Annotated in this window: 9 protein-coding genes; 2 read left to right on the forward strand and 7 right to left on the reverse strand. The window is 59.7% G+C overall.

The genetic code is table 11. The annotated features are described in order from the left end of the window. Window positions 1-298: 298 nt before the first annotated feature. Window positions 299-3,319, forward strand: a complete 3,021-nt coding sequence (gene polA, locus R6X40_RS21580) for a DNA polymerase I (protein WP_318415910.1) — start codon at window positions 299-301, stop codon at window positions 3,317-3,319. A gap of 84 nt (window positions 3,320-3,403) precedes the next feature. Further along, window positions 3,404-4,387, forward strand: a complete 984-nt coding sequence (locus tag R6X40_RS21585; RefSeq protein WP_318415912.1) for an isopenicillin N synthase family dioxygenase — start codon at window positions 3,404-3,406, stop codon at window positions 4,385-4,387. Between the two features lie 6 nt (window positions 4,388-4,393). Here R6X40_RS21585 and R6X40_RS21590 read toward each other — a convergent pair whose 3' ends face one another. The 7 genes from R6X40_RS21590 to R6X40_RS21620 form a co-directional block, all read right to left on the reverse strand. Continuing rightward, a complete protein-coding gene (locus R6X40_RS21590; protein WP_318415913.1) occupies window positions 4,394-5,035 on the reverse strand; it encodes a TetR family transcriptional regulator in 642 nt (213 codons plus the stop codon). A gap of 47 nt (window positions 5,036-5,082) precedes the next feature. Then, entirely contained in the window at window positions 5,083-8,220 is a 3,138-nt protein-coding gene (locus R6X40_RS21595; protein ID WP_318415914.1) for an efflux RND transporter permease subunit, read from the reverse strand. 11 nt (window positions 8,221-8,231) lie between these two features. Further along, complete coding sequence (locus R6X40_RS21600) at window positions 8,232-9,506, reverse strand: efflux RND transporter periplasmic adaptor subunit (protein WP_318415916.1); 1,275 nt, start codon at window positions 9,504-9,506, stop codon at window positions 8,232-8,234. Between the two features lie 239 nt (window positions 9,507-9,745). Then, complete coding sequence (locus R6X40_RS21605) at window positions 9,746-10,747, reverse strand: ABC transporter ATP-binding protein (protein WP_318415917.1); 1,002 nt, start codon at window positions 10,745-10,747, stop codon at window positions 9,746-9,748. A 12-nt stretch (window positions 10,748-10,759) separates the two neighbouring features. Beyond that, window positions 10,760-11,815 carry a Gfo/Idh/MocA family oxidoreductase gene (locus tag R6X40_RS21610; protein ID WP_318415919.1) on the reverse strand — a complete coding sequence of 352 codons (1,056 nt, stop codon included), beginning with the start codon at window positions 11,813-11,815 and terminating at the stop codon, window positions 10,760-10,762. Then, on the reverse strand, window positions 11,815-12,654 hold the full coding sequence (locus R6X40_RS21615; protein WP_318415921.1) for a carbohydrate ABC transporter permease: 840 nt from the start codon (window positions 12,652-12,654) through the stop codon (window positions 11,815-11,817). Before R6X40_RS21615 ends, R6X40_RS21610 begins: the two co-directional genes overlap by 1 nt. Window positions 12,655-12,666: 12 nt before the next feature. Next, the gene (locus R6X40_RS21620; protein WP_318415922.1) at window positions 12,667-13,617 is read right to left on the reverse strand and encodes a sugar ABC transporter permease; all 951 of its coding nucleotides are present in this window, start codon (window positions 13,615-13,617) and stop codon (window positions 12,667-12,669) included. Window positions 13,618-13,818 lie beyond the last annotated feature (201 nt).

Raw genomic sequence — 13,818 nt, forward strand, 5'->3', positions numbered from 1 at the left:
AGGATGGACATTATATTTGCGCCTCAAAAACTCCTGAAGTGGCGTATAATACACGGCTTACGGGTACACTAAGCTCTGCGCGTTCCACGTCAAGCTCCTGCCCGTCGCATGAAACAACGCCTTCGATCGCAACCTTGCAGATTACTCATTCCCACCCTCGCGGCAGACCGCGTTTGATCGCGATTGGATGGGACGATATCCCCAATCAGGAGGCCGCATTGGCGGCCGGTGTAAAATTTCTCGTCGCTCCGGAATGAAATATGGACGGCCACCGCGGCCCGCGCTATCCCTTGTCGCCATGAAAAAAGGTGATCATCTCTTCCTCGTCGACGGCTCCGGGTTCATTTTCCGGGCGTTCCACGCCATCCCGCCGCTCAACCGCAAATCGGATGGTCTGCCGGTCAATGCTGTCTCTGGTTTCTGCAACATGCTGTGGAAGCTTTTGACCGATGCGCGCGACACCTCCGTCGGGGTAACACCAACCCATTTTGCCGTGATTTTCGATTATTCGTCGAAGACTTTCCGCAACGAACTCTACGATCAGTACAAGGCGAACCGCAGCGCGCCGCCAGAAGACCTGATCCCGCAATTCGGGCTGATCCGCCACGCCACCCGCGCCTTCAACCTGCCCTGCATCGAGAAGGAAGGTTTCGAGGCCGACGACCTGATCGCCACCTATGCGCGGATGGCGGAGGCGACGGGTGCCGATGTCACGATTATCTCCTCCGACAAGGACCTGATGCAGCTCGTGACGGCCAATGTGTCGATGTATGACAGCATGAAGGACAAACAGATTTCGATCCCGGAAGTGATCGAGAAATGGGGCGTGCCACCGGAGAAGATGATCGACCTTCAGGCACTGACCGGCGACTCAACCGACAACGTGCCCGGCATCCCCGGCATCGGCCCGAAGACCGCAGCACAGCTGCTGGAAGAATTCGGCGATCTCGATACGCTGCTTGCCCGCGCTGGCGAAATCAAGCAGCAGAAGCGCCGCGAAAACATCATTGCCAATACCGAGCTTGCCCGTCTTTCGCGCCAATTGGTGACGCTGAAGACCGACACGCCGATCGACGTGCCGCTTGACGATTTCGAGCTGCATGCGCAGGACGGACCGAAACTCGTCGCCTTCCTGAAGACGATGGAATTCACCACGCTGACCCGTCGCGTTGCCGCCGCCACCGAGACGGATGCGGACGCTGTGGACCCGGCCACGGTTCCTGTTGAATGGGGCGCACAAGCACGTGGGCCTGATCTCGACAAAGGCGAGGCTTCTTCTGCTCCATCGGCCTTGTCATCGGCAAAATCACCGGCGCTTGGCAGCGCTGCCGAAGCGGCCGCCTCGCTTTCCACCGTTCAGGATGGCGGCCCCGCGCTCGCGACGCCGCAAACCCTGGCACAATCGCGCGCCGAGCTTTTCGCTGCAGCAAAAATCGACCGCAGTTCCTATATCGCCATCCGCGATATCGCTACGCTCGATGCCTGGATTGCCGCCGCCCGCGAGACTGGCCTTGTCGCCTTCGACACGGAAACCACCTCGCTTGATGCGATGCAGGCGGAACTCGTCGGCTTTTCGCTTGCAATCGCCGACAACAGCAAAAACCCGTCCGGCACCGATATCCGCGCCGCCTATGTGCCGCTGCTCCACAAGACCGGCGGCAACGATCTCTTCAGCGACGGAGTGAAACTCGCACCAGACCAGATCCCGGCCGCCGCCGCACTGGAGCGGTTGAAGGATCTGCTCGAGGATCCATCGGTTCTCAAGATCGCCCAGAATCTCAAATACGATTACCTGGTGATGAAACGCCACGGCGTCAGCATTGTCAGCTTCGATGACACGATGCTGATGTCCTATGTGGTTGATGCCGGCGCCGGAACGCACGGTATGGATTCGCTGTCGGAAAAATGGCTTGGCCATCAGCCGATCCCCTACAAAGATGTCGCTGGTAGCGGCAAATCGTCGGTCACCTTCGATTATGTCGATATCGACAAGGCAACTGCCTATGCGGCCGAGGACGCCGATGTGACGCTCAGGCTCTGGCAGGTGTTGAAACCTCGCCTCGCCGCCAAGAACCTGAATGCCGTCTATGAGCGTCTGGAGCGGCCGCTGGTGCCGGTTCTGGCGCGGATGGAAGAACGGGGCATCACCATCGACAGGCAGATCCTGTCGCGGCTGTCCGGCGAACTGGCGCAGGGTGCCGCCGGTCTCGAACACGAAATCTACGGCCTCGTCGGTGAAAGCTTCAATATCGGCTCGCCGAAGCAGCTTGGCGATATCCTGTTCGGACGCCTCGGCCTTCCGGGTGGCGCCAAGACCAAGACCGGGCAATGGTCAACCTCGGCGCAGGTCCTCGAAGAGCTCGCTTTGGAAGGCCATGAGCTACCGCGCAAGATCGTCGACTGGCGCCAGCTGACCAAGCTCAAGTCCACCTATACCGACGCCCTGCCGGGTTTCGTGCACCCGGAGACGAAGCGCGTCCACACGTCCTATGCGCTGGCCGCCACGACCACCGGACGCCTCTCCTCGTCCGAGCCTAACCTGCAGAACATTCCGGTGCGCACCGCCGAAGGCCGCAAAATCCGGACGGCCTTCATCTCGACGCCGGGCCACAAGCTGGTTTCGGCCGACTACAGCCAGATCGAACTGCGCGTGCTTGCCCATGTGGCTGAGATCCCGCAGCTGAAGCAAGCCTTTGCCGATGGCATCGACATCCACGCGATGACCGCATCGGAAATGTTCGGCGTCCCGGTCGAAGGCATGCCCAGCGAAATCCGCCGCCGCGCCAAGGCGATCAACTTCGGCATCATCTACGGCATCTCGGCTTTCGGCCTTGCCAACCAGCTATCGATCGAGCGCTCGGAAGCCGGCGATTACATCAAGAAGTATTTTGAACGTTTTCCGGGCATCCGCGACTATATGGAAAGCACCAAGGCTTTCGCCCGCGAAAACGGCTATGTGGAAACCATCTTCGGCCGCCGGGCGCATTATCCGGATATCCGTTCGTCCAACCCCTCGCACCGCGCCTTCAACGAGCGCGCCGCGATCAACGCGCCAATCCAAGGCTCGGCCGCCGATATCATCCGGCGGGCGATGGTGAAGATGGAACCGGCACTCGAGCAGGCTGGGCTGTCACAGCGTGCACGTATGCTCCTGCAGGTGCACGACGAATTGATCTTCGAGGTCGAGGATGCCGATGTCGAGCGGACGATCCCGCTGGTCGTCTCTATCATGGAGAACGCCGCGATGCCGGCGCTCGATATGAAAGTTCCGCTGAAGGTCGATGCTCGTGCTGCCCACAATTGGGACGAAGCGCACTGACGGCAAGAAGCCGCGACTTGGCACTGCGGCTCTCCGGCTGCATGATGGGTTTTTTGATCCTCATAACGCATTGGAGTCATTGATATGTCCCCGTCACAATTTCCTGTTTTCGACCTCGGCGCCTTCGAAAAAACGGATGGCGCCGGGAAACGGGAATTGGGTAAGCAGGTCGACGAAATCTGCAGAACGACCGGCTTTCTGGCGATCAGCAATCATGGTGTGCCGCAAGCGGTTATTGATGCGGTCTGGGCCAAGGCGCATGCGTTTTTCGACCTGCTGCCCGAAGAAAAGCAAAATGCCCGGGCGCCTTACAAGGGCTATCCGTATGGTTATCTGGGGCCTGAGCTGGAAGCGCTGGCAAAATCACGCGATGTCGATAGCCCTCCGGACCTGAAAGAAAGCTTCAATGGCGGCCCGCTCAAGCAGCCTGCCTCGATCACCGATCCTGAAGCGCTGGCCTTCTGCTATGCGGCAACCATCTGGCCGGAGCGGCCCGACGGTTTTGTCGATGCCTGGAAGGCTTACTACGCATCGCTTGAAGATCTCGCCGCGCGCATCATGCGGCTTTTCGCCGTCGCGTTGAATCTACCGGAAACCTATTTCGAAGGCTTCATCGACACGCCGGTCAGCGCGCTGCGCGCACTCAATTATCCAGAACAGCATGTGCCGCCAAAACCGGGCCAATTGCGCGCGGGTGCCCATACCGATTATGGCAGCCTGACGATCCTTTTGCCGCAGCCCGGATCAAAGGGGCTGGAGCTGATCACGCCGGATGGCGAATGGACGCCCGTGCCGCCGATCCCCGGCGCTTTCGTGATCAATATTGGTGACCTGATGGCCCGCTGGACGAATGACCGCTGGGTTTCAACGCTGCACCGCGTCGTCAATCCTTCGCCCGAGGAAGGCGGCATGGCGCGGCGGCAATCGCTGGCCTTTTTCCACCAACCCAATTGGGACGCGGAAATCAACGTGCTCGACGCCTGCTTGAATGAGGGCGAGACCGCGAAATACGGACCTGTACTTTCGGGACCTTACCTGATGAGCAAATTCAAGGCGACTGCGGCGTGATGTTTCTCAACTAACGGCGGCTGCGCTGACACTTTCGGGTACAGGCTGGAAGCTGCCGAACAGCCGCCTCAGTCCGTCCTTGCCTTCGGCCGCCAGATCAAAGCGGCGGCCGAAAAGAAGCCACTCGCTGCAGAGACCTTCCATCATCCAGCGCAGGGCCTTGGTTGCGGATTGTGCGGTCCAGTTTCCGTTGAGGAAACCCTCGCTCTTTGCCTTGGCAAAAGCATTGTCAAGCATGACGGTGTGGCGGTCATCCACTTCCTGCTGCTTTTCCAGAACCGGAAGCAGGTCGTCGCCATAGGGGCAACGCAGAAGAATGGTGAAGATACGTTGACGATGCTCGTCGGCAGCCAGTCCCTCCAGCCAATCGCCGGCCGATTTCTCGATAACACTGAGCACCTCGCCGGCCGGTTGTTCGGTATCGCGAACAATCATGTCTTCCAGCGGCAAGGTCACGGTGTTGTAGAGTTCGAGGAACAGATCGGTCTTGTTGGAAAAATGCCAGTAGATGGCACCGCGCGTCACACCGGCTGCCTTGGCGACATCATCCAGGGATGCGTTGGCCACGCCCTTTTCGAAGAACACTCGCTCTGCCGCGCTGAGAATGCTGTTGCGGGTCTCTTCCGCTTCCGCCTTGGTTCTACGCATCGCCTATTCCCCCAAGAAAAGGCCCGCCTTCCGGCGGGCCGCTTCCACTATTCCGCTGGCGTGGCGGTCGTTTCCGCGCCGATCGGCTTCAACGTCGTTCTCCCGAACAGCTTCATGACGAACACGAAGAAGACAGGGACGAAGAAGATGGCGAGCACCGTCGCAGAGATCATGCCACCCATGACGCCGGTACCAATGGCGCGCTGGCTGCCCGAGCTTGCGCCGGTGGCAATCGCCAGCGGCAGCACGCCAAGGGTGAAGGCCAGCGAGGTCATCAGGATCGGGCGAAAGCGCAGATGCGCCGCCTCGATAGTGGCATCCAGCAACGGTTTGCCTGCTTCCATCTGCTCCTTGGCGAACTCGATGATCAGGATGGCGTTCTTCGCCGATAGCCCGATGATCGCGATCAGGCCGACCTTGAAGTACACGTCGTTCGGCATGTCCCGCAGGATCACGGCCAGAACAGCGCCGATGACGCCAAGTGGCACCACCATCATCACCGCCACCGGAATGCTCCAGCTTTCATAGAGAGCTGCAAGGCACAGGAAGATCAGCAGGCATGACAGCGCGACGAGAAGCGGCGCCTGTGTGCCCGACGCGATTTCCTCACGGGACTGGCCTGTCCACTCATAGCCGAAGCCAGGTGGTAGCTCTCCAAAGAGACGTTCCATTTCGGAAATCGCTTCACCGGAAGAATAGCCCGCATTGGCCTGGCCGCTGATCGGGACGGACGGATAGCCGTTATAACCGACCGTCTGCGTCGGACCGCTTGTCCACTCGATGCTGGCGAAGGCCGACAACGGCACCATGCCGCCATTGCTGTTGCGCACATTGAGCTTCAGAAGGTCGGCCGTCTGCATGCGCCGGTTCTCGTCAGCCTGCACCGTCACACGCTGCAGGCGCCCGGCATTCGGGAAGTCGTTGACATAGGACGAGCCGAGATTGGTCGAGATCGTCGAGTTGATGTCTGCGAAGGCAACACCGAACGTATTGGCCTTTTCACGGTCGATGAGCAGGTTGACCTGTGCCGCATCCGGCAGGCCGTCAACACGCACACCGGAGATGAGCTTGCTCTGCGCCGCAAGGCCCAGAAGCTGATCACGCGCTGCCGCAAGTGCCGCAGCCCCCTGCCCGCCACGATCCTGCAGGCGGAACTCGAAGCCGTTGGACGTGCCGAGGCCCTGGATCGGCGGCGGCGACAGCGCAAAGCTGATCGCATCCTTGATCTGGGACATGGCGCCCGATGCCCGGCCGGCGATGACGGAGGCAACATCATTTGGTCCGCGTTCCGACCAGTCCTTCAGCGTCACGAACGCGAGGCCGGCATTCTGACCAGTACCGGAGAACGAGAAGCCGCTGATGGCGATGATACGTTCGACAGCCGGTTCCTTGCTGAAGATCGCTTCCGTCTGCTCGATAACCTCGGTCGTGCGGTTTCCGGTGGCTTCCGACGGCAACTGCATGCTGACGATGACGAAACCCTGGTCTTCATCCGGAAGGAAGGAGGACGGCAACTGCATGAACAGATAAACGAGCCCACCGAGCAGCACGACATAGATCAGCATGAAGCGGCCTGTGCGCGTGACCATGCTGGCGACCCAGCCGCTATAGCCGTGCGAAGTCTTGTCGAAACCACGGTTGAACAGGCCGAAGAAGCCGCGTTTGGTGTGATGATGGCCCTTCGGAACCTGCTTGAGGAAGCTAGCGCACAATGCCGGCGTTAGCGTCAAGGCAAGCAGCGCCGAGAACAGGATGGAGACCACCATGGTCAGCGAGAACTGCTGGTAGATGACGCCGACGGCGCCGGGGAAGAAGGCCATCGGAATGAACACGGCAGACAGAACCAGCGTGATGCCGATAACGGCACCGGTAATCTGCTTCATCGCCTTGCGTGTCGCTTCCTTCGGCGTCAGCCCTTCTTCGGACATGATGCGCTCGACGTTTTCAACGACGATGATCGCGTCGTCGACGAGAATACCGATGGCGAGCACCATCCCGAACATGGTCAGAACGTTGATCGAGAAGCCCATGGCAAGCATGGCCGCACACGTGCCCAGCAGCGCGACGGGAACGACAAGCGTCGGAATAATAGTGTAGCGAATGTTCTGCAGGAACAGGAACATCACCAGGAACACCAGCGCCACTGCTTCAAGCAGCGTATGCAGAACCTTTTCGATGGAGATCGCCACGAACGGTGACGTATCGTACGGAATGGAATATTCGACGCCCGGCGGGAAGAACGTTGCCAGTTCATCCATGCGTGCCTTGATGGCCGTGGAGGTGGCAAGCGCGTTGCCGGTCGGCGTCAACTGCACACCAATAGCGGCGGACGGCTTGCCGTTCAGGCGTGTCGAGAAGCTGTAATCCTGACCGCCGATCTCGATGCGGGCGACATCGCGCAGGCGGACGGCGGAGCCGTTGAGATTGGCACGCAGGATAATCGCCCCGAACTCTTCAGCCGAGGTGAGCTGGCCCTTGATGAGGACCGGGGCACTGATCTGCTGGGTGATCGGGTTCGGCTGGGCGCCGATGCTTCCGGAGGCAACCTGGGCATTCTGTGCAGTGATCGCCGCATTGATGTCGGCGGCCGTCAGGTTGAGGCCACGCATCTTGTCCGGATCGAGCCAGATACGCATGGCGCGCTCGGTGGCAAACATCTGTGCCCGGCCAACGCCTTCGACACGCTGGACTTCGTTGAGCACGTTGCGGCTGAGATAGTCGCCGAGCGAAACCGCATCCATGGACCCGTCCGTGGATGTGAGCGCGATGATCATCAGGAAGCCGGAGCCGGCTTCCTCAACCTCGATGCCCTGCTGGCGCACGGAATCGGGAAGACGGGCTTCAACGCGGCGAACGCGGTTCTGCACGTCGATCGAGGCATCGCCGGAATCCGTGCCCGGAGCGAAGGTCACGTTGATCGATACACTGCCAGCGGCGCTGGACGTGGACGAAAAATACTGCATGCCTTCGATGCCGTTCAGCTCATTTTCGATGAGCCGCGTCACGCTCTGGTACGTTTCTTCCGAGGACGCGCCGGGATAGCTGGTGTTGATGGAGATCTGCGGTGGTGCGACGTTCGGATACTGCGAAATCGGCAGCAGCGGCAACGCGATGATACCGGAGATCATGATGAAAAGCGCGACGACCCACGCAAAGATCGGCCGGTCGATAAAGAAACTAGGCATCGATCAGATCCTCACTTAGCCTGTTCGGCAGGCTTGGCGTCTTCCGCCGGCTTTGCAGCGGCACCGTCTGTGCTCGTCTTTTCAGCGGCAGGCTTCGCATCCGCCGGTTTTACGTCGGCTGCAGGCTTGGCATCAGCGGCCTTCCAGTCTGTTGGTTCAACGGGCGCACCCGGGCGAACCTTCTGGAAGCCTTCGACGATGACCTTCTCGCCAGCTTTCAGGCCGTTGCGGATGATCCACTGATCGCCAAGAACATGACCGGCAGACACGGTGCGCAGTTCAGCCGTCTTGTCGTCCTTGACGACATAGACCTGCGCATTGCCCGATGTGTCACGTTGCACGGCCTGGGTCGGCACCGCGATGGCGTTCTTCTCGACACCCTGCTGCACCAGCACGCGTACATACATACCAGGCAGCAGATCGCCGTCCGGATTGGGGAATTCGCCACGCAACGTGACCTGGCCGGTGGTCTCGTCGACAGCGGCCTCCGAAAACAGCAGTTTTCCGGCATGCGGATAGGCGCTACCGTCGTCCATAATCAGATTGACCTTGGCTTCATCTTTGTTGCCCGCCAGCGCACCATCCTGCAGCGCCTTGCGCAGACGGATGAGGTCGGTCGCGGACTGAGTAAAGTCGGCATAGACGGGATCGAGCTGCTGGATCGTTGCCAGGTTTTCAGACCCGTTGGCACTGACAAGCGCACCCTCGGTGATCAGCGCCCGGCCGATCCGGCCGCTGATTGGCGCCGTCACGTTGGTATATTGCAGATTGAGCTGGGCGGCAGCGAGGCCCGCCTCTGCAATCGCCACATCGGCATCGGCCTGCGCCAGCTGTGCAATCGCATCATCATAGGTCTGGCCGGTGGCGACGCCGGACTTCTTCAACTGCTCCTGGCGATCAGCCGCCTGCTTGGCCTGCAGCTGAACCGCCTTTGCGCGGCGCAGCGTGCCTTCGGCGCTTTCGACCTGAACCTTGAACGACGACGGATCGATCCGGTAGAGCACGTCGCCGGCGTTCACATGCGAGCCCTGCTCGAACACGCGCTCGATGACGATGCCGGTGGCGCGCGGACGCACTTCCGAGATACGGGTCGCAGCGATACGCCCCGGCAGATCGTTGGTGATCGGCAGAGATTCGGTCTTCGTTGTGATTACCGAGACCTGCGGCGGCGGGTAGGACGGAGCCGCCTGCTTCTCGCTGTCTTCCTTCTGGCACCCCGAAATAATCATCAGAGCAGCCGCTGTTGCAGCCAATATCGGTCGGTTCATCCGCATCTTTGGTTCCATACGCAAAGTCCAGCCGCACGACCGATCATCTTTTTTTCAAAGAGATCAGCTGCTGCTGGAAGTTCATGAAAATCAATGTGATACGAAGGATTTCCGGGACAGAACCGCCAACGTATCAATTATACAAACAGATACGTATGTTAAAACCGGAAGCAGCGCAAGGCGATGATGCAGCGCACAATAAAACGTTACCGAACGACAACTTTCGTCATCGTTCGGAAACAAAAGGCCTTATCGGGTCAGCGAAGAACCCGGTCGTCGGCACCGAAACGGTGCATCGAAGCCTTGTCCGGGGTCGCGTAGACGATGTCATCGACATCGTATTTGTGTTCGCCGAACAGGCGAACCGTGAGCAGGCCGGTGACCTCGGTTTCCAGATAGAGGATCGTGTCGGCACCGAGATGCTCGACATGGATGACCTTGCCCTTCCAGTCGCCGTTTTCGCGCGAGAGCGTGATGTGCTCCGGCCGAATACCGACGGTCTTTGCCTCGGTATCTCCAAGCTTGCCCGCCTCGACGAGATTCATCTGCGGTGAGCCGATGAAACCGGCGACGAAGGTGTTTCCGGGCTTGTTATAGAGCTCCATCGGCGAACCGATCTGCTCGATCTGGCCGGCATTGAGGACGACGATCTTGTCGGCAAGCGTCATCGCCTCGACCTGATCGTGCGTTACATAAATCATCGTCGCTTTCAGGCTGCGATGCAGCCGGGCGATTTCGAGACGGGTGTTGACGCGTAGTGCTGCGTCAAGATTGGACAGCGGCTCATCGAACAGGAACAGTTTTGGTTCACGCACGATGGCGCGGCCGATGGCGACGCGCTGGCGCTGGCCGCCGGACAGTTCGGCCGGGCGGCGGGCGAGATAGGGTTCCAGCGACAGCATCGCGGATGCCTTGCCGACCTTGGCGTCAACCTCGGCCTTCGGAGCGCCCATCTGCTTGAGGCCGAGGCCCATATTGTCCTTCACCGTCAGGTGCGGATAAAGCGCGTAGGACTGGAACACCATGGCGATACCGCGCTTGGCCGGCGGTGTGGTGACCACTTCCTGCCCGTCGATCTGGACGCTTCCGGATGTCGCGTCTTCAAGACCAGCGATGACGCGCAGAAGGGTCGACTTGCCGCAACCGGACGGTCCGACGAAAATGACGAATTCGCCATCCTTCACTTCGAGATCGATGCCCTTCAGAACTTCGTGGTTGCCGAAGGCCTTGCGAATGGATTTCAGATTCAGTGATCCCACGTGAGGCCCCTTTTAGAGTTTGACCGGCTGGCCGGTACGAACGCTCTCATCGGCCGCAAGGCAGATGCGCAGCGACTGGACGGCATCGTCCATGTGTCGTTCGAGATTGATATTTTCGGTGATGGCTTTCAGGACATAGGCCTGCTCGAGATCGCAGAGTTCCTGGTGTCCCGGCTCACCGTCCATCTTCAGGTCTTCGTCCTTGTGAACGAACTTGCCGTCCGCACCGGTTTCCGCTTTGTGAACGCGAATGACGGCGGTCTTGGTATGGGTGTCGATGTCGTCGGACTTGGCGTTCGGATCCATGACGATCGAGACCGAACCGTTGGGCGACATCACGTCCTTCACGAAGAAAGCGGTCTCCGAGATCATCGGACCCCAGGCGGCTTCGTACCAGCCGAGTGACCCGTCTTCGTAGAGCACCTGCAGATGGCCGTAATTGTACATCGACGGCGCAATTTCATTCGACAGACGCAGGCCCATGCCACGCACTTCGATGGCCTTGGCATCGGTGATCTGGCACATGACGTCGACATAGTGGACACCGCAATCGACGATCGGCGGCGTGGTTTCCATCAGCGACTTATGCGTCATCCATGTCGGGCCGCTGGACTGCTGGTTGAGGTTCATGCGGAAGACATAAGGGCCGCCGAGCTTGCGGGCTTCGGCGATCAACCGGATCCAGGACGGATGATGGCGCAGGATGTAGCCAACCACCAGTTTCTTGCCGGCCTTCCTCGCTGCTGCGACGACACGCTCGGCATCGGCCACCGTCGTTGCCAGTGGCTTTTCGATGAAGACATCGCAGCCTGCCTCGAATGCCATGACGGCATAGTCGGCATGGCTGTCGGAATAGGTACAGATCGAGCAGAGATCAGGCTTCAGCTCCTGCAGAGCCGTGGCGAAATCCGGATGGATCGTATAGCCGCCAAGTTCCGGCGCCAGCACCGGCTTCGAGCGATTGACGAGGCCGACGATCTCGAAACCCGGATTGTTGTGGTAGGCGAGCGCATGGCTGCGGCCCATGTTTCCAAGGCCTGCGACGAGGACGCGGATGGGTTTGCTCATTACTTGACTGCTCCTGCGGTAATGCCGCGGATCAGCTGCCGCGAGAAGATGACGTAGAGAATAAGGACCGGGAAGATCGCCAGCGACAGGGCTGCGAGAACCGCGTTCCAATTGGTGACGAACTGGCCGATGAACACCTGAGAGCCGAGCGTGACGGTCTTGGTGGCTTCACCGGGCGCGAGGATCAGCGGGAACCAGAGATCGTTCCAGATCGGGATCATGGTGAAGACGGCAACGGTTGCCATCGCCGGCCGAACCAGCGGCAGCACCAGCCGGAAGAAGATCGCATATTCCGACAGGCCGTCAATGCGACCGGCATTCTTCAGATCATCCGAAACCGAGCGCATGAACTCCGACAGGATGAAGATGGCGAGCGGCAGGCCTTGCGCGGTGTAGACCAGGATCAGGGCCGTCAGGGTGTTGACCAGTCCAGCCGCGACCATGCCCTGCAGGATGGCGACCGTGCCGAGACGGATCGGGATCATGATGCCGATAGCAAGATAGAGCCCCAGCAGCGTATTGCCCCGGAACCGGTATTCCGACAGCGCGAAGGCCGCCATGGAGCCGAACAACAGTGCAAAAAAGATCGAGACGACCGTGACGATCAGGCTGTTCTGGAAATAGCCGATGAAATCGCCCTGTTTCAACACCGTCGTATAACCGATCAGGCTGAATGTCTCCGCCGTGGGCAAAGCCAGCGGCGTGCGGAAGATCGCGTTCTTGTCCTTCAGCGAATTGAGGATCGTCAGGACGACCGGAAACAGCGCGATGACCGTGTAGCCAGCCAGTGCCAGGTGAACGAAGCCGGAGCGCAGCGGCGAGATGCGTGCTTTTGACATGATCCGTTCCCCTTAGAACTGGTAGCGGCGAACACGCCGCTGAATGCCGAAGAGATAGAGCGAAACGCCGGCAAGGATGATCAGGAACATCACGGTGGCGATGGTCGCACCCATCGAACGGTCTCCGAGTTGCAACTGGAAGCCGAAGAAGGTGCGATAGAGCAAGGTTCCGAGAATGTCGGTCGCCCCATCCGGCCCGGCAAGCGCACCCTGCACCGTGTAGATCAGGTCAAAGGCATTGAAATTGCCGACGAAGGTCAGGATGGAGACCATGCCGATTGCGGGGAGGATCAACGGCAGCTTGATTTTCCAGAACTGGCTCCAACCGGTAATGCCATCACATTCGGCGGCTTCGATGACTTCGTCCGGGATACTGAGAAGGGCGGCATAGATCAGCATCATCGGAATGCCGACATTCTGCCAGACGGAGATCAGCGACACCGTAATTAACGCCGAGCCCGGCTTGCCCAGCCATGGTCCGAAGAGAGCTTTCAGGCCGACGAGGTCCATGAAGAATGGCGTAATGCCCCAGATCGGCGACAGGATCAGCTTCCAGATGAAACCGACAATGACGAAGGACAGGATCGTGGGCATGAAAATCGCGGTACGGTAGAAGGTCGCAAGCCTGAGCTTGGGGATCGACAGCATGGCGGCGAGCGCAATGCCGAGCGGATTCTGCACCAGCATGTGGATCGCGAAGAAGATGAAGTTGTTCTTCAGCGCCCGCCAAAAATCAGCGGCCCAACGCTCGTCTCCGAACAGGACCTGGAAGTTGGCCAGCCCAACGAAGGTGGATTGTCCGTCGACGGTATTGAACAGCGACAGGCGCAGCGTTTCGATCAGCGGCAGGATCATCACCGCGGAATAGACGATGAGGGCCGGCAACAGGAAAACAAGGATATGCCAGCGTCTTGGCCGTGCCAAAGTTTGAATGCTGTCCTCAGACGATATGGCGCTGCTCATGGCTTCTACCGCTCCGACCCGTTTTTCGTCGATCGCCGCGATATGCGGCAAGGCCTGCGCTGCCGGTCCCCGCGGCGCATGCCATTACCAGCGCCCGAAGGTGCTGGCAGGATGTGATTTCAGATTACATGTTTTTGCGGGACGTTCTGCTTTTTCGCGCAGGAACACTTCACTCGCATCAAGCCCCTCATCCGCCCATCC

The organism is Rhizobium sp. PL01, assembly GCF_033447125.1.
Lineage (GTDB): Bacteria > Pseudomonadota > Alphaproteobacteria > Rhizobiales > Rhizobiaceae > Pararhizobium.

What these genes read in the sequence shown, in the direction of transcription:
- polA (WP_318415910.1), top strand. Translation starts at nt 299, where the DNA reads ATGAAAAAAGGTGATCATCTCTTCCTCGTCGACGGCTCCGGGTTCATT.
- R6X40_RS21585 (WP_318415912.1), top strand. Translation starts at nt 3,404, where the DNA reads ATGTCCCCGTCACAATTTCCTGTTTTCGACCTCGGCGCCTTCGAAAAA.
- R6X40_RS21590 (WP_318415913.1), bottom strand. Translation starts at nt 5,035, where the DNA reads ATGCGTAGAACCAAGGCGGAAGCGGAAGAGACCCGCAACAGCATTCTC.
- R6X40_RS21595 (WP_318415914.1), bottom strand. Translation starts at nt 8,220, where the DNA reads ATGCCTAGTTTCTTTATCGACCGGCCGATCTTTGCGTGGGTCGTCGCG.
- R6X40_RS21600 (WP_318415916.1), bottom strand. Translation starts at nt 9,506, where the DNA reads ATGGAACCAAAGATGCGGATGAACCGACCGATATTGGCTGCAACAGCG.
- R6X40_RS21610 (WP_318415919.1), bottom strand. Translation starts at nt 11,815, where the DNA reads ATGAGCAAACCCATCCGCGTCCTCGTCGCAGGCCTTGGAAACATGGGC.
- R6X40_RS21615 (WP_318415921.1), bottom strand. Translation starts at nt 12,654, where the DNA reads ATGTCAAAAGCACGCATCTCGCCGCTGCGCTCCGGCTTCGTTCACCTG.
- R6X40_RS21620 (WP_318415922.1), bottom strand. Translation starts at nt 13,617, where the DNA reads ATGAGCAGCGCCATATCGTCTGAGGACAGCATTCAAACTTTGGCACGG.